The sequence below is a fragment of the Sediminibacillus sp. JSM 1682029 genome (assembly GCF_041366435.1).
GTDB classification, from domain to species: domain Bacteria; phylum Bacillota; class Bacilli; order Bacillales; family Amphibacillaceae; genus Sediminibacillus; species Sediminibacillus terrae.
The window spans coordinates 99523-125524 of the sequence record NZ_JBEWYY010000009.1 but is presented as its reverse complement, the minus strand read 5'-3'; the positions used below and the strand labels follow the sequence as shown (position 1 = coordinate 125524).

Annotated in this window: 21 protein-coding genes; 15 read left to right on the top strand and 6 right to left on the bottom strand. The window is 42.4% G+C overall.

Annotated elements, in window-relative coordinates:
* Nucleotides 1-25 precede the first annotated feature (25 nt).
* Together ABVF09_RS15200 and ABVF09_RS15195 are read left to right on the top strand one after the other, a co-directional pair.
* Entirely contained in the window at nt 26-1081 is a 1056-nt protein-coding gene (locus tag ABVF09_RS15200; RefSeq protein ID WP_371069572.1) for an acyltransferase family protein, read from the top strand.
* A 112-nt stretch (nt 1082-1193) separates the two neighbouring features.
* Nucleotides 1194-2356 (top strand): IS3 family transposase gene (locus ABVF09_RS15195; RefSeq protein WP_371069571.1). Its coding sequence is split into 2 segments (ribosomal slippage): nt 1194-1470 and nt 1470-2356, totalling 1164 coding nucleotides; the frame shifts between segments, so codons are not numbered across the junction.
* A gap of 37 nt (nt 2357-2393) precedes the next feature.
* Here ABVF09_RS15195 and ABVF09_RS15190 read toward each other — a convergent pair.
* Entirely contained in the window at nt 2394-2555 is a 162-nt protein-coding gene (locus ABVF09_RS15190) for a hypothetical protein (RefSeq protein ID WP_155911875.1), read from the bottom strand.
* Nucleotides 2556-2776: 221 nt separating this feature from the next.
* On the opposite strand from ABVF09_RS15190, the gene ABVF09_RS15185 reads away from it, so the two are divergent.
* Nucleotides 2777-3511 (top strand): WecB/TagA/CpsF family glycosyltransferase, encoded by a 735-nt coding sequence (locus tag ABVF09_RS15185; RefSeq protein ID WP_321172276.1) that lies wholly within the window; start codon nt 2777-2779, stop codon nt 3509-3511.
* Between the two features lie 40 nt (nt 3512-3551).
* Here ABVF09_RS15185 and ABVF09_RS15180 read toward each other — a convergent pair whose 3' ends face one another.
* Entirely contained in the window at nt 3552-6458 is a 2907-nt protein-coding gene (locus tag ABVF09_RS15180) for a CDP-glycerol glycerophosphotransferase family protein (protein ID WP_371069570.1), read from the bottom strand.
* Between the two features lie 180 nt (nt 6459-6638).
* Nucleotides 6639-7781: an LCP family protein gene (locus ABVF09_RS15175; protein ID WP_371069569.1), complete on the bottom strand. Its 1143-nt coding sequence runs from the start codon at nt 7779-7781 to the stop codon at nt 6639-6641.
* A 280-nt stretch (nt 7782-8061) separates the two neighbouring features.
* Between ABVF09_RS15175 and ABVF09_RS15170 the strand changes: the two genes are divergently transcribed.
* The 4 genes from ABVF09_RS15170 to ABVF09_RS15155 all read left to right on the top strand — a co-directional run bounded on the left by ABVF09_RS15170 (nt 8062) and on the right by ABVF09_RS15155 (nt 10062).
* Nucleotides 8062-8283, top strand: a complete 222-nt coding sequence (locus tag ABVF09_RS15170; protein WP_026771854.1) for a DUF1659 domain-containing protein — start codon at nt 8062-8064, stop codon at nt 8281-8283.
* A 57-nt stretch (nt 8284-8340) separates the two neighbouring features.
* The gene (locus ABVF09_RS15165; RefSeq protein WP_026570722.1) at nt 8341-8553 is read left to right on the top strand and encodes a DUF2922 domain-containing protein; all 213 of its coding nucleotides are present in this window, start codon (nt 8341-8343) and stop codon (nt 8551-8553) included.
* A gap of 221 nt (nt 8554-8774) precedes the next feature.
* Nucleotides 8775-8909: a YvrJ family protein gene (locus ABVF09_RS15160; protein ID WP_081704599.1), complete on the top strand. Its 135-nt coding sequence runs from the start codon at nt 8775-8777 to the stop codon at nt 8907-8909.
* A gap of 301 nt (nt 8910-9210) precedes the next feature.
* Complete coding sequence (locus ABVF09_RS15155) at nt 9211-10062, top strand: STAS domain-containing protein (protein WP_153463433.1); 852 nt, start codon at nt 9211-9213, stop codon at nt 10060-10062.
* 262 nt (nt 10063-10324) lie between these two features.
* On the opposite strand, the gene corA is transcribed toward ABVF09_RS15155, so the two are convergent.
* Nucleotides 10325-11275 (bottom strand): magnesium/cobalt transporter CorA, encoded by a 951-nt coding sequence (gene corA, locus ABVF09_RS15150; RefSeq protein ID WP_371069568.1) that lies wholly within the window; start codon nt 11273-11275, stop codon nt 10325-10327.
* A 167-nt stretch (nt 11276-11442) separates the two neighbouring features.
* Here corA and ABVF09_RS15145 point away from each other — a divergent pair, with 167 nt between their 5' ends.
* The 4 genes from ABVF09_RS15145 to pdxA all read left to right on the top strand — a co-directional run bounded on the left by ABVF09_RS15145 (nt 11443) and on the right by pdxA (nt 16701).
* The gene (locus ABVF09_RS15145) at nt 11443-13185 is read left to right on the top strand and encodes a sigma-54-dependent Fis family transcriptional regulator (protein ID WP_371069567.1); all 1743 of its coding nucleotides are present in this window, start codon (nt 11443-11445) and stop codon (nt 13183-13185) included.
* A gap of 185 nt (nt 13186-13370) precedes the next feature.
* Nucleotides 13371-14393 (top strand): 2-keto-3-deoxygluconate permease, encoded by a 1023-nt coding sequence (locus ABVF09_RS15140; protein WP_051382142.1) that lies wholly within the window; start codon nt 13371-13373, stop codon nt 14391-14393.
* Nucleotides 14394-14408: 15 nt separating this feature from the next.
* A complete protein-coding gene (locus ABVF09_RS15135) occupies nt 14409-15740 on the top strand; it encodes a four-carbon acid sugar kinase family protein (RefSeq protein ID WP_371069566.1) in 1332 nt (443 codons plus the stop codon).
* Nucleotides 15703-16701, top strand: coding sequence for a 4-hydroxythreonine-4-phosphate dehydrogenase PdxA (pdxA, locus tag ABVF09_RS15130; protein ID WP_371069565.1), 999 nt, complete (start codon nt 15703-15705; stop codon nt 16699-16701). Before ABVF09_RS15135 ends, pdxA begins: the two co-directional genes overlap by 38 nt.
* 520 nt (nt 16702-17221) lie before the next feature.
* On the opposite strand, the gene ABVF09_RS15125 is transcribed toward pdxA, so the two are convergent.
* Nucleotides 17222-18169 (bottom strand): nuclease-related domain-containing protein, encoded by a 948-nt coding sequence (locus ABVF09_RS15125; protein WP_371069564.1) that lies wholly within the window; start codon nt 18167-18169, stop codon nt 17222-17224.
* A 107-nt stretch (nt 18170-18276) separates the two neighbouring features.
* On the bottom strand, nt 18277-20283 hold the full coding sequence (locus ABVF09_RS15120; protein ID WP_371069563.1) for a glycoside hydrolase: 2007 nt from the start codon (nt 20281-20283) through the stop codon (nt 18277-18279).
* Nucleotides 20284-20499: 216 nt separating this feature from the next.
* Between ABVF09_RS15120 and ABVF09_RS15115 the strand changes: the two genes are divergently transcribed.
* The 4 genes from ABVF09_RS15115 (at nt 20500) to ABVF09_RS15100 (ending at nt 25997) form a co-directional block, all read left to right on the top strand.
* A complete protein-coding gene (locus ABVF09_RS15115) occupies nt 20500-21168 on the top strand; it encodes a GntR family transcriptional regulator (protein WP_153463403.1) in 669 nt (222 codons plus the stop codon).
* Nucleotides 21169-21212: 44 nt separating this feature from the next.
* A complete protein-coding gene (locus ABVF09_RS15110; protein WP_371069594.1) occupies nt 21213-23267 on the top strand; it encodes an alpha-glucuronidase family glycosyl hydrolase in 2055 nt (684 codons plus the stop codon).
* A 389-nt stretch (nt 23268-23656) separates the two neighbouring features.
* Entirely contained in the window at nt 23657-24826 is a 1170-nt protein-coding gene (locus tag ABVF09_RS15105) for an extracellular solute-binding protein (RefSeq protein WP_051382140.1), read from the top strand.
* A 61-nt stretch (nt 24827-24887) separates the two neighbouring features.
* Nucleotides 24888-25997 (top strand): ABC transporter ATP-binding protein, encoded by a 1110-nt coding sequence (locus tag ABVF09_RS15100; protein WP_371069562.1) that lies wholly within the window; start codon nt 24888-24890, stop codon nt 25995-25997.
* Nucleotides 25998-26002: the final 5 nt, after the last annotated feature.

The window sequence follows — 26002 nt, the reverse complement described above, 5'->3', positions numbered from 1 at the left end:
TACCGATCTAAAGGGGCAACCTAAAGTGGAAAGAAATAAGTCAATAGATTTTTTTAAAGCAATTGCAGTGTTTTGTGTCATTTGCATCCACACTAAACCTTTTGAAAATTATCAATCTATGTACCTAAATGGTGCATATATCCAATTTGTTATAGATAGTCTTGCGAGATTTGCAGTACCTTACTTTTTCGCCGTCTCAGGTTATCTTATTGGAGAAAAACTAAAAACAAGTCAAAAAAAACAGTTCAACCAATATACTTTTAACTACTTGTTGAAAGTTGTGAAAATCTACTTTTCTTGGGTTTTCGTTTTTATCGCTTATGACCTTATCATGGTTGTTGTTAATTCAAGTATAAGTAAGGAAGACTTGATTTTAAATTTGAATAAGTATCTAGATTCAGATAGTTTTTTGAATGTATTTTATGTGGGTTTAAATTATTGGTCAACTTATCATCTTTGGTATTTAATTGCTTTGGTTTGGTCTGTCATCATTATAAGTATATTTATAAAAATACGAAGAGTGAAGTTGCTACTAGTAATCAGCTTTCTATTAAATATAGTAGGATTGTCAGGTCAGTCATATTCATGGCTATTTGACTTCCCGTTAGAAACTCGTGATGCCGTATTCTTCGGATTATTTTATGTTACACTAGGTTTTTGTTTTTCGGCAGTATTCAAGTATGAGATTAGGAAATTAAAAGTGAAATATTTAGCTTATTTAACTATCCTTTTTTCTCTTCTCCAATTAGGAGAGAGGGCGCTTCTCGTATTTTACTTTGATGCTCCCTGGGGAAATTATTTTATTTTCACGCTCCCTGTTACTATTACAATTTTAATAATAGCACTACAAAACTCGTTAAAAGTAACTGGTGGAATGACAACAACTCTTGGAATGAGTACACTGGGTATATATGTCATCCATCCATTAGTGATTGAAAATATTGATTTTTTGCTGAAGCTTTTTCACTGGGAATATTTAACCTCCACTTTAGCTTGGAATATTTTTTACACACCGTTTGTTTTATTTACATCCTTTTATATGTATCGGTTACTACAATTGCTCAAAATCAAATTCAATTGATATTTAAAAGACCAAGAAGCAGTTAACTAGAGTGACCCAATAATATGAGACAGGAAAAAACACCCCCAGAGTCGTATAAAAGTATTTATCGACATTTGGAGGTGTTTTTGTTATGGGAAAGAAGATGGTTTATCCTGAAGAAATCAAGAGAGAAGTTATACGCTTAAAGCTTTCTGGAGAACTCACGAACAAGGAGATTATGGAGAGGTTTGGCATTAAAAATGAGACACAGATCAAAATCTGGACGAAATGGTTTAGGAATGGAGAGGAACACAGGTTGGCTCAACCAATTGGAAAACAATATGCTTTTGGAAAAGGGCCTGATGATGATAGTGAAATAAATCAGTTAAGGAAAAAAGTGAAGTATTATGAAATGCGAGAGGAATTGTCGGGAAAGTACCAAGAAATCGAAAGGAAGTGGTTCCAGAAGTATTCGTTGAAGTCGTAGAAGCTTATAAAGAGAAATACACGATCACCACTATTTGTGAATGCTTCAAGATTCCAAGGTCAACTTATTATCGTTGGAAGGAGAGGATTTCAGCTGCGTTGCCCCTTCTCCATCAATTAGTTATAGGTATTTGTCAAAGTCTTTCATTTAGGGTGGGCCATCGAAACGTAAGAGGTATTCTCAAAAATGATCACAAAATGATGGTGAACCGAAAGACAGTACAAAAAATCATGCAAAAGTATAACCTTCAATGCCAAGTGAAAGTGAAAAGAAAGGTTTACATGGCTGGTGAAAGCAAGTTTGTGGTACCAAACCTTCTCAAACAGGATTTTAAGACGGACCGACCTAATCAAAAATGGGTTACAGATATCACTTACTTGCCTTATGGGGAAAAGATGCTTTATTTATCAACCATAATGGACTTGTATAATAACGAAATCATGGCCTATAAAGTTAGTGACACCCAAGATGTTAAGCTTGTGTTAGATACATTAGAAACTGCTTGTAAAGGAAGAGAAACTCATGAAGTTATTCTGCATAGTGACCAGGGTGCTCAGTACACCTCTTATGCTTTTCAGGAACTAGCTAAAGAAAAAGGCATTACCACAAGCATGTCCCGAAAAGGAAATTGCTTTGATAATGCCGTAATCGAATCCTTCCATTCCTCGCTAAAGTCGGAAGAATTCAACACTCAAAATAGAGTGCTCCTTACAAACTCTATTGTACTAGAAAAAGTAGAATCTTACATGTATTATTACAACTACATACGACCGTTTTCAAAATTAAACTGCCACAGTCCTGTAGAATTCAGGACTATGGCAGCATAGGTGTTTTTTCTTGTCCCGTTTTACTGGGTCAGTTCAGTTAACTGTCTTGGTCTTTTATTTGTGGTGGATTTATTGGATAGTCATATGCTTGATTATTTATCAATTCGCTATCTAAGGGGTCTTCTAAACATTCTTCCATTTCTGGAGTGAACGGGACTACAGGATCTTTGGCAAAAAAGTGGAAGACTTCTTTTAACACTGTTTTCCCCCCTTGTCACATCATGTTTGAATGTATTATTCCCTCTTTGGAATATTATATTCAAAAACTCATCACTTATTCATTGACAACCACCATTCTATTCATTGATATTCCTTCATGTAAAAGTATTATTACGGAAATTTAGAAGTTATAGCACCATGAGGCTGAAATGTATATTATAATAGATATTTGAGAGTTTATTTATCGAAAGGTTGTTAATTGTGTCGAAACTATATAAATATGTGTCTATTATGGATATACCTTTCACCAATTTAACCCAAGAACAATTGCTGGAAAAACATCTTTATCCAAGATTACAACATCAGGAGAAGTCCTATATTGTCACAGCCAATCCTGAAATAGTGATGATGGCAAAAGAGAATAATGAATACAAGCATATAGTAAGACAAGCCGATTTTATTATCCCGGATGGTACAGGGATAGTCATGGCATCTAAATTAATCAATCAGCCTATTCAAGAACGGGTGACTGGTTTTGATTTAATGACCCATCTGATTGGATATGCTGAGGACCAGCAATTGAGCTGTTTCTTCTTAGGTGCATCGGAAGAAGTCAATGTAAAAATGGTTGAAAGGATCAAAACACTACACCCATACTTGCGCATAGCCGGCAAGCACCATGGCTTCTTTGACTTAGATGATAAAAATATTGTAACAGAAGTACAGAAAAGCCAACCGGATTTGATCTTTGTTGCTTTAGGATCTCCAAGGCAGGAACAATGGATTACGAAGCACTACCAGCAATTTACGAAAGGATTGTTTATGGGAGTAGGGGGCAGCTTTGATGTCATTGCTGGAGAAGTGAAGCGAGCTCCCAAGCTTTGGATTAAACTTCATTTGGAATGGTTGTATCGGACAATCAAACAGCCTTTTCGCTGGAAAAGAATTTTAAAAGTATTTGAATTTATGCTTCGTATATTAGTAAAACGTTATTAAGAGTGGGTATATATATAAAAGGCCGGCAAACGCCGGCCTTTTATATATAATTGATTTCCTGATAGATACGTTTGCAGTTTTCTTGGTCCACTTGAGAAAAAATCAAGTATTTTTTCTCTGAGACAGACGAATGCTCCTTGAAGTTGTGAGCTATATAGTGCTCAATAGCATCTACCATTTGTTCCTCAGTGTGACAGATATCACCAAGGAAGGTTTCTTCGATAGGTCGGAGGATGCCGTCCCGGAAAAACGAATCTACATCAAAGTGATAAAAAATGACGGGCTTCGCCATAAAATTGAAATCGAAAGATACAGATGAGAAATCAGTGATCATTAATTTGTTTTCCATGATTAGTTCCTGAACATTTTTCTGTCCCAGTTTCAACACATTGATGCGATCGCAGGCAAGGCCGCTGAAATGTTCAATAAACTGCTGCATGCGATAATGCGGGTAAAGGTTCAAGGTGACATCGTATTTCTCTAATAAATCACGAAGGCGTTCATTGTTCAACAAATTGTTGTATCGACAGAAATACTCAGACTCCAAAAAGTCTTCCTCTGTTTTTAACCATTCCCGCCAGGTTGGTATCACGAGAATCGAGCGTTCTTCATGGTGCTCGGTCAGCAAGTTGTCAAAACGGGAAAGACCAGTGATTTTCACTTCTCTGTCCTTATATCCCATTTTATTCATGACCAGTTTCTTTTCCGGTTCCGAGCTGACACATACCATGTGAAACGGGTATTTGTAGTATTTGCGATGGTACTCAACATTCTTTCTGCCTAACACGCCATGCTGCAGGAAAACTCGTTTTCCTTTTTTAAATGATCGCAATTCTGCTCCTTTGGCCGGTAAGAAGTAATCTGGATCGTGAGAACCGACAAAGGAAGAGGCAAGGGCGGCCATACGTAAGTGTTCCGCTGAGCCGTTATAAAGTACGTTTCCCAAATCTGCAATATTTTTAATATCCTCTGAATCACGGTCAATTACATAGTAAACCTCTTTTTCCGGATGATGCAGTCGGCAGTACCGAAAGAAATGGTAACCGGTATCCTGGGCGGTATCCGGTCGTTCCCCAACCAGCCAAATATTCCGGTGCCGATTCCGAAAACGATCGATATACTGACCGTACTTCAAGTAGTGCAGCTTTTCTTCAGAGAAAGAAATAGTTTCTATTTTTAGATTCCCTCGAGGTGTGTAGGTCAAGTAATTCCTTATATAATTACCGTCGTATGGGACGGTGTTCTGTCTTAGAATTTCATCTTTATAGTAAGTGTATTGTTGTGAACCTAACTTTCTTTCTCGGACAATGCCGTTGTAATGAAGTTCAACAAATAAATCATAAATTTCTTTGTCTTCGGTTTTTAGGTGAGTATATATCCGTTCAAGCGGAACACTGATATCAAATCCTGCAAACCGATAATCGTATCGTCTGGAATGGAGTCGGTTCACTTTTTTTGAAAGTAATGGTATCTTTATTTCCTCTTCCGTTTCCCGCTCCCGGATAATAAGAAAGCGCTCGATTGCGTTAGGATGATCGAATTTGACTGTATCTAGATAGGCATACCCTTTTAATTGCAAGTGACCATCTTTGAGATTGAATCGCTGCAAATCCCGCTGAACAGTCAGCTCGGTTAGCGACACAGACAGATGGTTCTTAACAGTCGGGTAGTAAAATGCCTGGTAAATGGTAGAATCCTGGAACTGTATCCGCGACTCGTATGCAATGGTTTTAGATTGGACGCGTAGGCGAAACAGATGCTTTTCTCCATATATTTTTAATTGTAAATAGGCATCCCAGCGAATACTCTCGATATCTTCAAATGGAATAATGTCCCGATAGTTGAACGGGAATTCAAATAAAACACCTTCTGATGCAGGATCGTTACGGACATCTATCGGGAAATAATGAAATTCATCTGTATTCCGCTGGCGCAAAGCAATTTGCATGTCAGCATCGTTTTCGTGTTTGTTCAACAAATAACTTCTTAGACTGCCACTCAGATGCACAGTCCAATCGTCTACCAGAGAACTTTCCAGCCTCCGGATCCGGATGAAGGCCATTCGGCTTCTGGAAGACAAAGAGCCTTTTTTTGTCATGTAGGTGCGTAACTCTCTGGATTCTTTATCCGTTTGATAATAGAGTGGGTCCTGGTAAGCAAGGACTTTGCTGTTTTTGACTTTTATCCTGAATTTCTGACCGCTTGCCAAAAGAAAATAGTAATCCCAAGTCCCTTTAGGATAGTCCTTTCCGGAAAAGGTCACCATTGCTTCCCATCTACCATCATCCAGCCAGCTTATCGGCCGGTAATAATGAAAAGTAGAGTCCCTTTTTTGTATTAACAGCTGGATATGCTGCTTGTCCTCATGAAAAAAGTCTGCCCAGCCTTCTATCTTCAAACTGCTTTGCAGAGTGGTCACTTGATCGACGAAGTTAGGGACCTGGTATAGTTGATTGTCCAGAATGGTATCCTTCGCCTGCAGGCTGACATTTCCGTTTATAGTGACATAAGGTTCGATAATTAAGTTTCCCTCAATTTTTTTATTGGTAAAACTATATATTTCTTTGCGGAAAGACTGGGAAGGAGGTAGACGATACAACTTATTTTCCTTCGCTAAATACAAAGCCCACTTTCCTGTCCTGGAAAAGTCGGGGAGTTCTTCCAGTGCAATAGAAGCGTCCATTCGATGCTCATAGCTATCATTTAAAAAATGGATGAGAGGAAAGTAATATTCCTTCTGCTCTTCATCCATGCTTCTTAAAAGCAAAACTGCCCTTGAATAGTTTTGTTTCTTTTTATTGCGATTTGTCAATTCTATTTTTAATTGATTTTCCTCAAAGTAGAGGGAAGCAATGCGGAAAGGATGAGAACGCAATTTTTTAATTTTGTATTTTGTTTTACTGTAAATGAGCCGTATTCCTGTATGTAGCTTTTTTAACTTTGCCATCATTAAAATTTCCTTTCTGTTTACTCCGAATACCGTTCATCCCTGAACTATTTTTTTATATTATATTCGTGATAAGTTCCGATGATATGTCGCAATACAAAAAGGAAAAAGAACTATTTTATCGGTAAAAAAAGTAAAAAAACCGCGGGTAAGCAATTTTGCTTACCCGCGGTCAGTGAATTAGTAAGTTGATCCTGTATCAGAATCGTCATACTGATTATTTTGTCCATCCTGGTTTGGATCAGAATAGGAGTCTGTCCCACTTTGAGAAGGATTGTTGGTTGATTGATCGGATTCGTCTTGATAACTCTCATTTCCATTCACATCATCACCAGGATGATCCGTGCTTTCCAAATCAAGATGTTCACGAAGTTCCATACGCTTATTCGCCAAATCGGTTTCATCTAATTGGTAATAATAGATGCCGTCGATCATAGAATCGGAACCTTCAAGATTGAGGGTTTCTACATCAAGACTTCCACTAGTTCCATAAGAAATGAAACTTTTCATTTCGCTGAAACGCATGTTGGTTGTCATGTTATCGCCAACTGCTTCCATCATATCATCATACTTCGTTATCGATCCTATGTTGGCTGCTTTCTTGATTACTGCTTTAATAATTTCCTGTTGCCGTTTACCGCGCTCAATATCGTTATCCTGCTTTCTGGTCCTAGCCAAAGCCAGTGCTTCTTCACCGTTTAAATTTTGCTCGCCAGGGTAAAGGTGTATGGCATTCGCTGTATCGTTAGAATCTTGCTCCGTCATTTCATAAGGCACATCGACATTAATACCGTTTAAGGCATTTACTACGTCGATGAAGGCTTCAAAATCCATTTTTACGTAGTAGTCTACCGGAATATCCAGGAGTCCTTCTACCGCTTCGATGGAGGCTTTCGGGCCGCCGTATGCGTGGGCGTGATTGATTTTCGTGTTATACCCCACTTCCGGAATGTACACATAGGAGTCACGCGGGATGCTTAACAGCTTGACGCTTTTTTCATCCTTGTTAAGTGTGGCAAGCATCAATGCGTCAGAGCGCGAGCTTCCCTCATTGTCCCGTTTGTTGCTTTCATCTACCCCGATGAACAAAACTGAAACATTGTCGACGTCGGGATCCACTACTTTCTCGCGAAGCTCCGATTTGTCTCTTCCGTCATCTTCATAGGAATCTGTTACTACCTCGTCCGCTTTATTGTACAGATAGGCGCCGTATGCTGTTGTTGCTCCTAACAAAACCAAAATGGGTATTAATATAAATAAAAGGCGTCTCCGCTTCTTTACTTTTCGTTTTCGAATCCTTCTTCTCTGTGCGTTATTTTCCATTAAACAATCTCCTTATTTTTAGAGCTAACATAAATAAACACTAATTTATATTTTACTACTAATTCCGACACTAGTAAATTGAATTTTTATGTAAATAGTGTGTAATAGTAAAATCAATTAGAGTAAGGCAGTCACCAGGAAAGCCTTCTGGCTATAATACTGCTAAATTGGCAGAGTCGTAGAGAATCAGCAACGATGGTTTGATTACAAAATTTAATGAAATAGACAGCACCTATCTTTCAACTTCCGGCGATTATGGAAGTGAAAGGAGGTGAGTGGTATGGCTGACATGCAAAAGGTGGATTCCCGGTTGCAGCTGGTCTTTCAAGACGGTGTAGACGGGGAAAGCGGAGAGCCGATTCTGAAAAACAAAACCTTCAACAACGTAAAAACAGCGGTGACTGCAGACCAGTTGCTTGTTGTTTCGACAGCACTGGCGGATTTGCAGCAACGTGAACTCTATTCAATTAAGCGAAACGACAGCTCGCTTATTATTGAATAGGTAGGGCGGACGCGCAGTAATGTTCCGATTTTCTCAATAGAGGGAGGAGGTGGAGACATGAAGAAGCTGGAGCTTAAATTCTTGAATGAAGAGGACAAAACCGTGACGATATCCCTTGATCAGCCGGTGGAACCCGCTGACCCGGCCGCTGTCAATGCAGCCATGGATGAAATCATCAATCAAAACACGTTCTTTTCTTCCGGCGGTGACCTCGTCAGCAAAAAAAGTGCCCGAATAGTCGAGCGAAACGTCGAAGAAATCGAATTATAATCAACAAGCAAAGGGGGCGGTCATCGACCGCCCCTTCAATTTCGGGGACAGACCCCGATTTGGGGTCTGTCCCCTGGAGCGGCCGATCTGACTAGCAACACAACTTGAAGCTTGATGCAGCGCGATTTAGTCGGGGAAGGGTCAGTCCCTCTCGATGACATATCCCGGGGAAAGTCCGAATTTGGGGTCTGTCCCCTAAACCAAGGAGAGGAGGAGGAAGCGTGGAGACGTGGTTATCTTTGGCGACGGATGTCGGTTTTCCGGCAGCAGTGACGTTTTACTTGCTTCACCGTATCGAAGGAAAGCTGAATACGTTGATCGAGTCAATCCATGCCTTGCCAGGAAAACTAAAATAAAATTATTCCTACCCTCAAAACCGTCGGTCATTACTTACTATAACCGGCGGTTCTCCAACCTATCATTCAATCTCTGTAATTCAGAAGTGACGAGAATATCCGGGGCACCCTGATTTTGTAGTCGCGTGAAGTGTTTTGATTGTGTAATACAGACGTGGTTGGCCAATTTATCTCAAAACCTGACCTATCCAGTTCCTATTTTAATGGTAGGATAAAATTTACAAACCTATATTGTTTGCCCTTTCTGTCCAATATCCTATATTCTAGATAAAAGAGACCAATTAATTAAGGTGGTATTCCTTTGAAACACGAATTGGAGTATATTGGGAATAAAGTAGTCAATATGCATCAAGAGTTAGCGGAAAAACTTGAAAGGGCTATGGATGATGATTATACGAACAGTCTAGTAAATTCGGGAATGCCTATCGAGGATCGTACGGAATTCCGAGCAGAGCTGATTAAGTATTTGGGCGAATCCTTATATAAGGAATCCGAAACCATGTTGCCTTCAGTGGAAGATTGGGCCAGGCGCGTTTCCGATTTTACAATTCGCTACAATGTGAAGTTGAGTGATGCTTTACGGGCAGTTTCCTTTTACCGAAGGGTGATATGGGATGCGGTCACCAGGGAGTTGGAAAGTCGGCAGTTTGCACCGATTACCATGTTGGATGTATCCAAGATCATTGATCCATTGCTGGACAAAGTGAGTGCGGTGATTGGAAATGTTTACGAGGAACATAACGACCGTCTTATGAAGGTTGCCTATAGTGCCTTGGAAGAGTTGTCTGTTCCAGTGGTTCCAGTCGCCCCAGGAATCGCTGCCGTGCCAATTGTCGGAGAAATCGATACCCATCGTGCACAGCTTATAACAGAGATTGTGTTAAAGGAAGGGACGGATCTCGAACTTGACTTTGTCATATTGGATATATCGGGTGTCCCGATGATCGATACCATGGTATCCGATCAAATCTTTCAAATTTTAAAAGCGCTCAGTTTGATTGGCATCAAGGCGATCATTACCGGCATTCGTCCAGAGGTTGCGCAGACAATCGGCAATCTCGGCCTTGACTACAAAGGGGTGACAACAAGGGCGACATTGCAACAAGCGTTAGCCGAATTAGGGTTCAAACAAGTGACATCTCCTGAAAACTAAAACATCAACGCAAAAAGGGACTGTCCCATTTATGGGGACAGTCCCTTTTTGGCGTTTTGGATTTTTGGAAGGCTTAGGAGGGACTGACCCTCTTAAGCCTCCATTTTCGTTTTGAAACATACAAATCCTTTGTATATCAACCTTCAGGGATGCAAAGATCCGTCCCTATTTAGAAGCTTGTAGGGAAACAATGAATCCGAGGGGACAGTCCCTCTCTATGCGTCTTCATTATGGGGACTGTCCCCCCCTCCGATGCTATGCTTCATCCGAACCAGCCTTTTTTCTTGAACCAGATAATCATACTTACTGTAATAATAAACATGACGGCGAGGGAGGCATGGTAGCCATACTGCCACTCCAATTCAGGCATGTTGACAAAATTCATTCCATAAATGCCTGCGATGAAGGTCAAAGGCGCAAAAATCGAGGTGATGACGGTCAGTACCTGGATAACCTTGTTTTGCTGATAAGAGTTGACGGAAATAAAGTTGTCGCGGATGTCATTCGTGATTTCCCGGTTGGATGCAACCATTTCAGACAGCTTCATCAAATGGTCATAAATGTCGGCGAAGTATTCCCTCCGTTCCCGGATTCCGTCCAAACGATGGGAGCTTAACATCCGGTAAAATAAATCTCTGATTGGATTGATCGTGTGGCGCAATCGCAACAGCTCGTGCCTTAAATCGAAAAGCTGATCGAGCAGTACATCCATTGGCTTGTCCTCCGGATTTTCTTCAACTTGATTGATCAGGTCCTCCAAGTGATAAACTATCGGAAAAAAGTTGTCGACGACCTTGTCCAATACTTCGTAAAAGACCCGGTATTCATCCCAGCCAGTCAGATCCTCTTGCTGCATCAACCTGTCCCATACCTGCTGAACCTCGGTAGAATCCCAGTGGTGGAAGGTTACCACATAATTGCTTCCGATAAAAAAATCGATCTCCCGCTGTTCCAGACTTTCAGCACGAATGGCATGTGTGACGAAAAAAGAGAAATCATCATAGTAGTCCAGCTTGGGACGCTGGAGACTATGAATGCAGTCTTCAATGGCGAGCGGATGGAAATGCAAAGCGGTGTCCAACTGCTTGATTTCTTCGGAGTCCGGCTCGCTGAAATCAATCCACCACCATTTGTACTGTGAAAAATCGACATCTTTTATATCGATGTCGGTCCATTTTCGGTTTTCTTCTGTTACGGCTACGATTTTAATCATATAAAGGCTCCTTAAATAATATGAAAGTTCCTCTACTCATAAGTATAAACAGATTCTATGACTTGCTAAACGCCTGAATGGCTGTCCCTATTAATGACATACCCGAAAATCTATGACATAATGTACTTGTTGAAATTTGCAACAGAAATAGAAAAAGAGGGATAATCATGATTAAAGCAATGGTGATTGCTCCATATTCTGGGTTAGCAGAGACAGTCAAGCATCTTCGACAACAAGAAAAGGAACTTACCATAGATATCGGAGTCGGAAACTTAGAGGAAGGTGTGGAATTGGCCCGTCAGGCGGAGAAAGACGGCTATGATCTGATAATCAGCCGGGGAGGTACGGCTTCCTTGATCGAAGAAGCTGTGTCAATACCGGTTATCCAGATCGATGTCACCGGCTATGACATGCTGCGGGTGTTCACATTGGTCCGCGACATGGAGGCAGGCGTGGCAATGGTTGGATTTCCAAACATTTCGCAAGGAGCGGCTACGATTTGCAATATTCTCGAATATGACATCAAAATGATTACCATCGGGAGCGGCGAAGAAGTGAAAGGACACCTGGAAGCATTGAAACAAGCGGGCTATGCGGTAGTCATGGGAGATGTCGTTACCGTCCAGACGGCAGAGCAGGTCGGTTTAAGGGGGATACTTATCACATCCGGAAAGGAAGCGGTATTGGCTGCCTTCAATGAAGCGAAACGGATTCACAGGCTGTTCAGTAAAGTGAAAAACCAGTTCTCCCATTTAAAGAATGCATTTGAATCATTGCCCGCGGCACTTGCAATGTCTAAACCAGACGGTGAAGTCGTGGCCAGTAATCCCATGTATTCCGAAACGGTTCTTGATCAGGATCTTTTGCAGACAGAATCTGTCCTGAAGATGTTGCAAAAAACGAACGGTCAGCAAGCAGAGCAATCCGCCGTAATCGCTGGCAAGAACCGGTCTTATTTTGTGCAGACCTTTCCGACAAAGGATGATTCGCTCGTTGGGATCCTGCTCCGTCCTTCCTTTTTATCGCAAGCGACCGAACAAGCGATTCAGATTAAAAGCAATCCGGCTCACATGCCGATCATCGGTAATAGCCCCTTTGCTCAAAACGTAAAAGAGTGTGTACAGAATTATGCGGGAGCGGAAGAGGCGATATGGATTGCCGGTGAAAAGGGGACTGGGCGCGAAACGGTTGCACAGGCCATTCATTTTGAACGTTTTGGTCAGGAGGCTCCGATGATTGTAATCGATGGTGCCAGGGTCACTGAGGAGGATCTGTATTTACTGGAAAGCAGAGCATCGATTATAGAATTAAAGCGAGGGACCGTTTTACTAAAACAAACAGACAAACTCCAGATAGGCGTTCAAAGGGTGTTGTTGCAGCTGCTCTTTGGGAAACAGCAACGAGTATCCGTAATTGCGATGGGAGACTTGAAAATCGCAGCCGAACGTTTGGACAACCAACTCTTCCAACACCTGGCAGGTATTACATTGCATTTGATTCCATTGCGGGAAAGGAAACAGGACATCTCGGCTTTCGTCCACTACTTTTTATCCGAGTTTCACGCCAATCAAGGCAGTGAAACATTAAGCATCAAGCAGGAGGCAGTCCAGGCATTGCAAAATTACGAATGGCCCGGAAATTTGGATCAGTTGAGACTGGTCGTGCGAGAACTAAGCATGCGTACAAACGGATATTACGTCGAACAGGACATTATTCCTTCTGTCCTGCAGACGCAGACCGGACTCGCTGCTCAAGAAGGTACATCCATCCTTTCCATCCAGGGAACGTTGGCTGATATGGAGCAGCAAATCATGCAAAAGGTATTAGCAGAAGAAGGAATGAATCAATCGAAGGCGGCAAAAAGATTGGGAATCAATCGATCTACGCTTTGGCGTAAGCTCAATCACTGAGCTTACGCCATTTTGTTGCAAAATAAAACGTGACCGAAAGAGAAATGTTGTATTTTTCGTCAAAAATTTTACAAATTGTGTTGCTTTTTGTAACTGTTTGCATTAATATAATAACTGAAAACGCTTTATAGCAATTATATTGTTTTATTTTGAAACAATCATGTTAAAATGGGGGAGGAAGAAAAATGCAAATTAAAGCAACGTTAGATCGAATTCCAGGGGGCATGATGGTCGTTCCGTTACTATTGGCGGCAATCCTGAATACCTTTGCTCCTGATTTACTCAGAATCGGTAACTTCACACAGGCACTGTTCGTGGATGGGGCAAGTACCTTGATCGCTTTGTTCCTATTATGTACCGGTGCACAAATCAACTTCCGCAACGTGGGAGTCAGTCTTGGGAAAGGCGCCACACTGTTGACGACAAAATGGGTCGTCGGTGCAGCATTCGGTTTGCTTGCCTACGCACTGGCAGGAGATAACGGGCTATGGCTTGGATTGGCACCGATCGCCATCATCGCTGCAATGACCAACAGTAACGGTGGTTTGTATATCGCCATCGTCGGCCAATACGGCAACAAAACAGACCGTGCGGCATATTCTTTGCTGGCATTAAACGATGGACCGTTTTTCACCATGGTCGCTTTGTCCATTTTCGGGGCAATGGGCTTCGTTGACGGGATGTTCTCGCTGCAATCTTTCATCGCAGTTCTGCTGCCTATTCTGGTTGGTATGGTTTTAGGTAACTTGGATTCGGATATGCGTGATTTCCTTGACAAGGGAAGTTCGATGCTTATTCCATTCTTCGCCTTTGCGCTTGGTATGGGAATCGATTTCGGTAAAATCATCGAAGGCGGATTGACAGGTATCGTGCTTGGCTTGATGACTGTTTTCCTTACAGGAACCATTTCTTACTTTGTGTTTAAAGCATTCAAATGGAATCCGATCGTCGGAGCTGCAGAAGGTTCTACTGCGGGAAATGCAGTGGCGACACCAGCAGCCATCGCGGCGGCAAACGCCAGCTTCGCCAGTGTTACTGACCTTGCGACAGTACAGGTCGCAGCGTCGACCGTGACAACAGCAATTTTACTACCGATATATATTGCATTTTTAGTAAAACGATTGGAGAAAAAGGGAGTAAACCTTCCTGGAGACTACGAAGAGAAAGATACCTCTTCTGGAAAAGCAACTTCAATCTCTGCATCTTAAGAACGGGGGATTAGTATGGCACAAGTAATCGGGATAATCGCAGACGATTTAACCGGCGCTAATGACAGCGGTGTTCAGCTGACAGAAAAAGGTATTGACACGTCTGTATTGTTTGATATCCCAACCCATCAGGAAAAGGTAGATAAAGGCATTGTCATCGACACCAATTCCCGGGCACTAAGCAGGGAAGATGCCTATGATGTAACAAAAAAAGCAGCAAATTTCTTGAAAGATTCAGGCTATCAGCATATTTATAAAAAAATGGATTCTACGTTACGCGGCCATATTGGAACAGAATTGGAAGCTGTACGGGAAGTGTTTCAACCGGAGTTTGTCATTGTAGCTCCGGCTTTTCCCCCTTACGGCAGAACGACCGTGGACGGTCATCACTATGTGAAAGGTGTGAAGATTTCCGAGACGGAAATTGCACAGGATCCCAAGCATCCCGTCACCGAGTCATATATCCCGGCAATCATTGAAGAGGAAATCGGAGCGCCTGTCGGATTGCTAAAAGCCGATGAATTACGTAAAAGCTTTGTTTCCTGGGTCGAAAAAATAAAACAATTCAAGGAACAAAACGTGCAATATATTGTGTGTGACGCCGAAACACAAGCCGACCTGCAAGCCATCGTGGAGCGGATGGTATTGTTGGCTGACAACCTTGTCTGGGCAGGTTCAGCCGGTTTGGCAGAGGTGCTTCCGTTGGTTCTTAAGCTAGGTGATCAATCCGCGCCAAGTGTGGTCCCGCATTCTGAGCAGGTGATGACAGTCTGCGGCAGCTTGTCGGAAGTAACGCAGCAGCAGGTCCACTATGCCAAGGAGCAGGAAAACGTCGTACCTGTGGAAATCGACACCATGCAAATCTTTTCCGGTAATTGGCAGCAACATGCGGTACACTATGTGCAGATGAGCGAAGCCGCGTTAAAACAGGGGAAGGACATTGTGCTTTATGTTCCATCCAACCAGCAAATCCGTGAACAGGTGAAGCAACTGGGAAAAGAACTGGAACTTAGTAAAAACCAAATCGGAGAACGTATTTCGGAAGCCATCGGCCAGGTTGTTTCAACTGTCGCCGAACAGCATTCAAAGTTGACAGGCTTTATTCTGACAGGCGGTGATACCGCCAAAGAAACCGCCCGCCACTTAGGGGCTGTAGGCTTCCGATTGATCAAACAAATAGAGGCGGGAATTCCTGTCGGCACGTTGATTGGAACCAGCCGTGAAATTACAGCAGTCACAAAAGCAGGAGCGTTCGGACAAACAGAATCGATTTACCGAGCGATGCAGGAATTGAAAGGAGTCTTACATGATGAGCAAGAAGCCAATCGTCGGTATAACTATGGGTGATGCCGCAGGTGTCGGCCCAGAGATTATCGTGAAAAGTTTACAAAAACAAGAAGTATACCAAAATGCCCATCCATTTGTCATCGGGGATGCCAAAATGCTGGAACGGGCAGCAAAAGTGCTCGATACCGAAATCACCATTAAACGAGTGAATGAAGCAGAAAATTTTGAAGACACCACTTTCGGTGAAATCGCCTGTTATGATCTTGATATATTACCGGAAGACTTGCCGTTTGGCCAAGTTTCTCCGGAAGCAGGGCATGCAGCGTTCGAATATCTGAGAACGGCGATCGAACTTGCCAATGCTGGCCGGATCGATGCCATTTGTACCGCGCCTTTAAACAAAGAAGCACTGCACAAGGGCGGCCATGTATATCCGGGCCACACAGAAATTTTGGCCGAATTAACCGGCACGAAAGATTTCTCGATGATGCTCTCATCACCGAAGTTGAAAGTAATTCATGTAACGACGCACGTCGGACTGATTGACGCCATCAACATGATCGCACCAGAACGCGTTTATCACGTTATCCGTCTTGCTCATGAAACGTTAAGCAATTCCGGCATCAAACAGCCGAAAATCGCCGTTTGTGGTATCAATCCGCATGCAGGTGAAAACGGCTTGTTCGGTTATGGTGAAGAGGAAGAAAAAATCATTCCGGCCATCGAACGTGCTACAGGAGAAGGAATCAACGTAGAAGGCCCCCTTCCTGCGGACACGTTGTTCTTCCGCGCCCAACGCGGTGACTTCGACATTGTGGTCGCCATGTATCATGACCAAGGCCACGGACCGATCAAAGTGCTCGGCCTGGAAGCTGGCGTCAATATCACAGTCGGCCTGCCGATCATCCGCACAAGCGTCGACCACGGCACCGCCTTCGACATCGCCGGCACCGGTATCGCCGATGACCAAAGTTTACTGGAAGCATTGCGTCAGGCAATAGAACTGGCACCGGAGAAATAAATAGATAATGAGAGAACCCCCGACGTAGTCGGGGGTTTTTCTGTTGTTGTAGTTCCTGTAGTAGAGCGAGTAGTAAGAAAAGAAGAGCGACTTCCCTGGAAAGAAGAGCGAAAACCGGAAAAAGAAAATCAACGAATTGAAAGAAGATCAACTAAAGTAAAAAGAGGAGCGACTCCCACGGAAAGAGGAGCGAAAACCAGAAAAAGAAGATCAACCTGGACGAAGAAGATTAACTAGGCTCAAAAGAGGAGCGACTCTTCCGAAAAGAGGAGCGAAAACCAGAAAAAGAAGGTCATCCCGGGAGAAGAAGATCAACTAGGCTCAAAAGAAGAGCGACTCCCACGGGAAGAGGAGCGAAAACCTGGAAAAGAAGATCAACCTGGACGAAGAAGATCAACTAGGTTCAAAAGAAGAGCGACTCCCACGGGAAGAAGAGCGAAATCCAGAAAAAGAAAATCATCCCGGAAAGAAGAACAATTCCCCCGGGAAGAAGATCACCTCCATATAATGAATAGAACAATTATTTATTATAATATTTTCTCTGATTTGAATATCCTTTTGCTGAGAAATTTTTACTTAGGAGTCGCTTAGCCGTATGTCGATCAATATGAAGAAACTGTTGACACGCATGATTTGTAATGAAGGGGGTAAATAGAAGCATATAGTCTGCGGTTGCTTGTAAATGTGCATCTCTTGATTCACTTTTACAGTAAGAGCATATCCATTTGCTATGAACTCTTTCCATATCAAAGGTTTTACAATCAGGGCATTGGACCCCTGTCCGGATTTCCGATTTTCTGATTCCTTTAAATGTATAGGCGTTGACTTGTTCTTCGATATGGGAATCAAGAAGGGAAATTCGCATCTTTTCTAAAGAATAAGAGGGAGATTTTGCATAGTGACTTTTTACTTCATTCAACTTCTCTGTTAAATACTCGGAGTGAATTACTTTTCGCGAGATATCTTCAATGTTGCCGCTTGCCTTTATAATTGTCCTGGGGTTGCTGACCACGATAAATGATTCGATGGGCAATAGTGGAAGTTTGTTCTGTTGAAAGTATTCCAATAGCTTCCTTCTCTGACTCTCAACTTGTACAAGAGGCGATTGAAAGCCTTCCTCTTTCCCGTCTGCAGTCCGGATTAATTGATTGAAAGTTTGATCAAACAGCAAAGTGCCCGTCACATTTTTTATTTCCAGAATAACAGCAAACTTTTTCGACAGCAGTAGAGAGTCCATTTGAAAAAAATGTTGTTTGTAAGGGAGGCGTAAATCATGAAAGATGGAAAAGGAATCTGGAGGGAGAGAAGTTAGATGGAAATCGATCTGCTTTTCACCATGATAACCGGTGAGTCTTCTGGCGTAATCTTCTTTTATAGAGGGGAATTTGGAGTGACTTGCAGGTAAACGGCGAATCAATGCTTCCAGCACTTGCAGTTTGCGTGGAACTGCTCTTTTTTTGACAATCAATAATAATCACCTTCCTTTCCTAGTACCATTCTTAATTCTCCATTTTGCTAGAAAACCTTCTTAAAACAATAAAAAACTGCCCCCCAACAAAATGGGGGCAGCCGCACCTATTCGACTACTTCATCACTAAACTGAAATTCCTTTACATTAAACATCTTCTTGTTACTATGGTTATCGTTAGTGAATACAAGATATAAATCGTGGAAACCATTTGCGCCGTCAGTAGAATTAGTGTCAATCATGGTAGAAACGTTCTTCCAGTCATTCGGGTTTCCGTTTCTAGGCACTTCCATCGTTCCGACTACTTTGCCATTTTCCGGATCGTCCAGCCGAACCTCAATGGTACCTCCAGCAATCGGAGCGACAGTAGCGTTCATACTGAGGATTCCCCGCTTATCGGCCTGTCCGCTGGCTGACCCATCGGCAAAATTCACATTCGTATATTTGATATAGGAGCCATCCCTGACATTGGTGATCACTTTGTCACCAGCTTTACTCTCCATGGTTTGCAGTCCCGAGGATTGGCCATCATTCTCTGCTGCCACATAAGAGGAAAATACATCTTTCATATCCGGAAGAGCAGGAAGCTCGAATTGTTTAGGAATAAAGGTTGTAACACTGGATTCTCTCAGCTCCATTGAAAATTGGTTGTCGTTTGTTTCGACCGTATCTAGTTTTTCAAGATTCTCACTGGCAGAAGTGCGATAAGGTATTACGGCTTCTGCATCTCCCGGGAATCCTTCCAGGTCGAAAGTAATCTCTTGATTTTGGTCGCTGTTGTTTACTGCTACGATGGTGAAATTATCAGTCTGAGGATCTTTATAGGCGGTAACCATGATATCTTCTGCTGGATGTTTATCGGCCTCAATCATTTGGTAGCCGGGCTGGATAAAACGGCTATAATTTCCGAAGGTGTAAAAACGTTTAAAAATCCGGAATTGGCCATTTTCCGTCGGTGCGATGCCTTGGTCGCTGCCATCATTAACGAGGCGGATCAAATCCGAACCATCAGCTCCGTTATTTGCTGCCGGCCACCACCAAAAATAGGCATTCGCCCCGGTTTCCTCAAACATATTGCCAATTAAATTGGCGTATCTAAGTCCGTCTGTAATCGTATTATGTTCAAAAGTTTGTTTGTTGCTTCCCTGGTTCATGTATTCGGTTTGCCAGATGGTTTTCCCCAATTCCTGTGTCTGGTGGAAAGCTTCCGGATCTGGTTCTGTTCCCCCGTTTTGCAATCCAGTATATGCGTGGGCGGCAACTACATCGACGTACTCGTTGGTAATCGGATCGTTCAAGGCCGGAAGAGCGAATTCTTCATTGAATCCCACTGATTCCCCCAAAACAATGTCGGCCGGAATGTCTCTCTCTTCAAACGTCGGACCCATAAAATCCCTGACAAATGTGTTCAGTTCTTCTGGTGTCCACAAACTGCTGGAGTAGCCACCGGAGAAATCCGGTTCATTTGCTGGAGAAATGTGGGTGATATCGAGATCAAAGTGTTCCTTATATCCTTCCACGTATGCTGCTAAGTAGTCTGCATACTCCTGATACATATCTTCTCTCAGCTTGTTTGGGGCTGTGCCGTTATCGATTACACTGCCGTTTTGCTTCATCCAGGCCGGAGCACTCCAAGCAGTGCTTAAGAATGTATCCACGCCCCGTTTTTTAGCTTCGTTCATGATCCAAATCTGATACTGGTCAAATTCTTCTTTATCCCAGTCGGGATTCTCCCACACATATTCTTCAGGTGAAGGCAAAATGGTGTCGGTTGGGCCGTCGTAGTGTTCATTTCCCCAATCATTAATGCCGCCGTCTCCAATCATGCTTCGCACAATGCTAAGGCCGATGCCATTTTCCTGACTGAACAGCAGATCAAGGATTTTAGTTCTTACCGGCTCCTCCAACCGCATAATCGAGCCGCCCTTGTGAAAGGCAAATGATCCGCCAAAACCGTCCATCTCTTGAAGTTGATTGTCCCATTTAATAACTGTTACCGGGGATTCGGTTGAAGTTTTCATTTTGGCAAGAGAGGTGCTTTGCCAACCGAAGGACCCAAAAACTAGTGCAAAAATCAGCAGTAAACTTAAAACCATTCCATTTCTCTTCTTCATTTTTTTCTCCTTCCATCAGTTGATTTATATACAATCACAACCCCTTTTGCAAGCGTTGTCATTTAGGGGGATAACGTTAAAAACGATTTAGACAAGCGAAAAAAGGGATTGAAATTGCCAGATAAACACTCTATACTGTTTTTATAACTACCATACTAGTACAATTAGAGTATCAAATGACGGTTGTTACGTAAAGGGGTGAGGGAAATTTCATCAGTGATCACTCGGGAAAACCTTTCAACAAGAAGTTTTGTCTATGAAACTTTAAAGAAAAGAATCATTGAATTAGAGCTGGAGCCAGGCCATAAAATCTCCGAGCAAGAGATTGCTGCAGACTTGGAAGTAAGCCGCACACCAGTCAGGGAGGCTTTTTTAAAGTTATCACAGGAAAACTTGCTGGGAATTTTTCCGCAAATCGGAAGTATTGTTTCAAAAATTGATTTAAATCTTGTAGAAGAAGGCAGATTTGTGAGGGAGAATATTGAAAGAGCCATCGTCCGGGAGGCATGTCAAAAATTCGGGGAAGAACAGCTTTTCCATTTGGAATCGAACTTAGCCATGCAGGAATTATGTTTAGAAAAAGGATCGTATTCCAGATTATTGGAATTGGATGACCAATATCACCTGCTGCTGTTCGAAGGGTGTAATAAATTGCGGACATGGAAGATGATCAGACAAATGAACAGCCATTTCGACAGACTGCGTGTCTTGAGGCTGGCTTCAGACCTGGACTGGGATGTACTCGTCTCACAGCATCGCGATATCTATAATTATATTCAGCAAAAGGAAGCCGACATGGCTGAGAAGTTAATTCTTGAACATCTCAATTTGGTGAATTACGAAAAAGAAGAGTTAAAGCTTGCTTATTCCAATTATTTTAGTTGAACATGCAGAGCCATTCTCTAGAAAGGGTGAAGAGTGTGAAAGATATGTTAGATACCGATAGCTATCAAGCTTGGCTCCAATATAGGCCGATAGGAGCGAAAAAAGAAGAATACAAAAAATGGCTGGCAACAATTGAGGTAAAAGAAGAGTCGAAGATTTTGGAATCTGCGGCAGATGAATTGAAGAAGGGAATCCAGTCTATGTTAGGGGTAACCCTCAATCCTGACGCATTCGGTGAAGGGCGCATTGTCTTAGGTACATACGAGCAAGTGGACCTGAAGCAATATGGGATTTCTCCTAATACTTTTCGAGACATCACAGATGAAGGCTATCTGTTGAAGTCCGTGTTTGAAAAAGAAGAACGGGCTATCCTGTTAATCGGAAAAACCGACAGAGGAGCCCTATATGCAGCATTTCATTTGTTAAGACTTCTGCAAAAAGAGGTTCCTATTGACCCAATCGCAGTAGTCGAGTCACCAAGAAATCAATTCAGGATGATCAATCAATGGGATAACATGGATGGCTCAATCGAGCGAGGATACTCCGGTCAATCTATTTTTTATGCAGATAATGATTTTAAAGAAGATTTAAAAAGAGTGAAAGATTATGCCAGATTGTTAGCTTCTGTGGGCATTAACGCTATTTCGATCAACAATGTAAATGTATGGGACGTAGAAACGAAGCTGATCAGCAAGACATTTTTGCCGAAAGTGAAAGCGGTTTCATCCATTTTTTCAGCTTACGGAATCATCACTTTTTTAAGCATTAATTATGCCAGTCCGATGGAATTGGGCGGTTTGGATACGGCCGATCCGCTTAGTGCAGAGGTGGAAAAATGGTGGAAGGATAAAGTAGCGGAAATCTATGAATATATTCCGGACTTTGGCGGGTTTATTGTCAAAGCAGATTCGGAAGGGCGGCCTGGTCCTTTCACTTATAACCGGGGACACGTAGAGGGGGCAAATGTTCTGGCCAAGGCTTTAAAACCGTTTGACGGAAAAGTGATTTGGCGCTGCTTTGTTTACAATCATCTACAGGACTGGCGGGACAGAAGTACAGATAGAGCAAGAGCTGCGTATGATCATTTTAAGCCGTTGGATGGAAAATTCACGGATAATGTTATCTTGCAAATAAAAAATGGTCCGATGGATTTTCAGGTGCGCGAACCCGTTTCCCCTTTGTTGGGAGCCATGACACAAACCAACCAAATGCTGGAGTTTCAGATTGCACAGGAATATACCGGTCAGCAAATCGACGTGTGCTACTTGATTCCTCAGTGGAAAGAGGTACTGGATTTTGAAACGTACACAAAGGGAGAGGGTTCGAAGATTAAGTCGATTGTAGACGGATCGCTTCATGACTATCAATATAGCGGTATCGCTGCAGTCTCAAATATCGGAAATGACGCGAACTGGACCGGACATACCCTTGCTCAAGCGAACCTTTATGGATATGGGCGATTAATTTGGAATCCTGAGTTGACAACAGAACAAATAACAAAGGAATGGATTCATTTGACCTTCGGGCATGATCGAGAAGTGGTCGACACGGTCGAGTACATTTTGCTTCATTCATGGAAAGTTTATGAAAAGTACACAGCACCATTGGGAATTGGCTGGATGGTCAATCCAAACCATCACTATGGTCCCAATGTCGATGGCTATGAGTATTCGAAATGGGGGACTTATCACTTTGCCGATCGTGATGGCATCGGTGTGGACCGGACGGTGGAAACAGGGACAGGGTATAGCTCGCAATATGAAGAGCCGAATGCAAAAGTATATGATTCGTTAGAGCTCTGTCCAGATGAACTGTTATTATTTTTCCATCATGTGCCTTACACCCATCAATTGAAATCAGAGAAGACGGTCATCCAGCATATTTATGATACCCACTTTGAAGGGGTGGAAGAGATAGAAGCCTTTATCGGCAAGTGGAACGGAATAGAGGGAAAAGTGAATAAAGCCATATTTGAAAGTGTCAAACAGCGATTAAAAATGCAACGGGACAATGCCATGGAATGGCGTGATCAAGTGAACACCTATTTTTACAGGAAGTCGGGAATTCCGGACCAACAAAACAGGACCATTCATCCATGAAGCTATAGATCTCTGCTTCTAATGACAAGGGCAGAGGCCCATTACAAAGAGCAAAATAACCAAAAAGCACCCAAAGCTAAAATTAATTGTAAGAATATTGCCATTACTAAAGATAGCGGGTACAATGTAGTTACTAACATACTAGTATAACTAAAATGTTTATGAGAAAAAGTTGCTGTTTTTTAGTTAGGCTGACATATTAGTATGACTACAAACGAATAAAAAAACTTGACACATTAGAAAACAAACCTTCAATTTTTCTATTTATGCAATCGCTTACATAAGACGGTTCTTGAAGGAGGTGATTTTCGGCAATATTCACTGAGAATCAATCCAGCAGAGTCTATGGTGCTTTGATATATTTTTAAAACTTTGGGGAGGGAAATGAATTGAAAAAACAAAAACTGTTTTTGATAACGACAATGTTTGTAATTGGGCTGTTGCTCTCAGCTTGCAATGGCGGTGCCGAGGGTAGCGGTGGTTCTGGAGGAAAGACGACACTAACAGTCTATTCAGTTGCCGGTGGTGATGAATATTATAACGACATCGTGATTCCGATGTTCGAAGAGGAGTATGGCGACAAATACAACGTTGAATATGGGCGGGGTACCCCGCAAGAGGTAATTAACAAGATAAAAACGCAAGGGGATAACGGAACGATTGATGTGGTCATCACTGGTTTAGATGGATTGCCATTGGGAATCAAGGATGGTCTATGGGAGCAGTTGTTGCCGGATTATAGTGAAGAGGTCCATGCTGATCAATGGAACGAAATTGGAAGCGCTTATAAAGAAAAGTTCGATGGTTATGGCGCACCTGTTACAACAGGCTCAGGAGGTCCGATTCTTGCTTACAACAAAGACAAAGTAGATAACCCGCCAACCAGTTATGCTGAACTGAAAGATTGGATTGCCGAAAATCCAGGTAAATTTACTTATCCAGCTGTCCCTTCCAGCGGACCTGCACGAGGCTTTTTCTTTGGCTTGGCTCAATCGCTGGGGGAAGACTTTAATGATCCTGAGTCCCTCGATAAAACGTGGAAGTACTTAGAGGATATAGGCGAAACGATTGATAATTACCCAACCAAGACGTCAGACAGCTTTGATATGCTTTATGAGGGAGGGGTGGACATCATCCCGCATACACCATTCTGGTTTGCCAACTTAGTAGCCACAGGAACGGTCCCGCCCAATATTGGAACTGTCGTATTAGAGGATACCAAACAAATTATCGATTCCCATTTCTATGTAATGCTGAAGGATTTGCCAGAAGAGCGAAAGGCAGCTGCATTGGATTTTCTTGAATTTGCCACCTCTAAAGAAATTCAATCACAAGGTTATGCTGTAGGCTTTTTACCAGCAAACGGAGATGCTTCCCCCGAGTATTTAGAGGAAGAGCGCGTAGCCACTTATGAAAAATATTTGGAAGGTGTCATGCCAGAATTTAAAGATGGAGACACCATTTATGTTCCTGAAGACAACTGGGTATTATTCCCGGATTTAGAACCAACGAACAAAAGCTATAGTTTGTGGGAAGAGAAAATTCAAGCTTCGAAATAAATCGACAGTGCAGAATACACCCCGCCTTTTAGTAAGGCGGGGAAATAAAGGAGTGAAGATCTTGGCACAGGCCTTAAAAAGCAAACGTTTTGTTTCGGAATCTACAAAAGTCGAAATCAACGATTTAACGAAGAGATTCGGTTCTACTACTGCTGTTCAAAATGCCAGTCTTACCATCGAAAACGGCGAATTTATGACCCTGCTCGGCCCCAGTGGCTGTGGAAAAACAACGATTTTATCCATGATTTTGGGAATCTTGCAGCCCACTTCCGGTGATATCATTTTTAACGGTCAACCGATTAATCAAATCGACATGAGCCGTAGGGATATCGGCATGGTTTTTCAAAATTATGCGTTGTTTCCCCATATGACTGTTGCGCAGAATATTGCATTCGGGTTGGACATGAGAAAAATAAACAAAGCGGAGAAGAAGAGACGGGTTAATGAAGCAATCGACATGGTGCAGCTAACCGATTTAGGAAATCGGTTCATCAAGGATTTGAGTGGCGGGCAACAGCAGCGAGTTGCTTTGGCACGTGCCATTGTAATCCGCCCCCGTGTATTGTTGCTCGACGAGCCGTTAAGTAACTTGGATGCGAAATTGCGCAAAGAAATGAGGACGCAATTGAAAAAATTGCACAATGAGCTGGGAATCACAACAATATACGTCACACATGATCAGGAAGAAGCTTTGTCGCTTTCTACTAAGGTGACTGTCATGTCCAATGGAGTTATTCAACAAATTGGAACGCCAAAGGAGATTTTTGGAAGGCCGAAAAATTATTTTGTTGCGAATTTTATCGGATATGGTAATTTTCTGGAAGGAACGCTTGTCGATGTACAGGATGAGTATTTTATTTTCGAGACGAACAACGATTCGGTCCGTCTGGCAGTAAAACAGGATGAAAAGCACCAGGTTGGAGATGAGGTCATCTTGACGATCAAACCGGAGATGGTGGAAATCATTACAGATGCCAAAATAGGAATGAATTCACTGCAAGGATACATAACAGTCAGTGACTATATTGGCAGTGCAACAGGATATGAGGTAGAAACAGCTGGCGGCCGGACGTTCAAAATTAATGTGTTAGGACTCAACCCTTATGCATTGGGTGAAGAAGTGAAGCTTTACCTTGATCCCGACAAACTATTAATCATCGACAAGGAGTGAAGACC

Bases quoted from the DNA above. Each gene is read 5' to 3' on its own strand.
- ABVF09_RS15175 (WP_371069569.1), bottom strand. From the start codon at position 7,781: ATGGAAAATAACGCACAGAGAAGAAGGATTCGAAAACGAAAAGTAAAG.
- ABVF09_RS15170 (WP_026771854.1), top strand. From the start codon at position 8,062: ATGGCTGACATGCAAAAGGTGGATTCCCGGTTGCAGCTGGTCTTTCAA.
- corA (WP_371069568.1), bottom strand. From the start codon at position 11,275: ATGATTAAAATCGTAGCCGTAACAGAAGAAAACCGAAAATGGACCGAC.
- ABVF09_RS15180 (WP_371069570.1), bottom strand. From the start codon at position 6,458: ATGGCAAAGTTAAAAAAGCTACATACAGGAATACGGCTCATTTACAGT.
- ABVF09_RS15135 (WP_371069566.1), top strand. From the start codon at position 14,409: ATGGCACAAGTAATCGGGATAATCGCAGACGATTTAACCGGCGCTAAT.
- ABVF09_RS15110 (WP_371069594.1), top strand. From the start codon at position 21,213: ATGTTAGATACCGATAGCTATCAAGCTTGGCTCCAATATAGGCCGATA.
- ABVF09_RS15120 (WP_371069563.1), bottom strand. From the start codon at position 20,283: ATGAAGAAGAGAAATGGAATGGTTTTAAGTTTACTGCTGATTTTTGCA.
- pdxA (WP_371069565.1), top strand. From the start codon at position 15,703: ATGAGCAAGAAGCCAATCGTCGGTATAACTATGGGTGATGCCGCAGGT.
- ABVF09_RS15145 (WP_371069567.1), top strand. From the start codon at position 11,443: ATGATTAAAGCAATGGTGATTGCTCCATATTCTGGGTTAGCAGAGACA.
- ABVF09_RS15140 (WP_051382142.1), top strand. From the start codon at position 13,371: ATGCAAATTAAAGCAACGTTAGATCGAATTCCAGGGGGCATGATGGTC.
- ABVF09_RS15165 (WP_026570722.1), top strand. From the start codon at position 8,341: ATGAAGAAGCTGGAGCTTAAATTCTTGAATGAAGAGGACAAAACCGTG.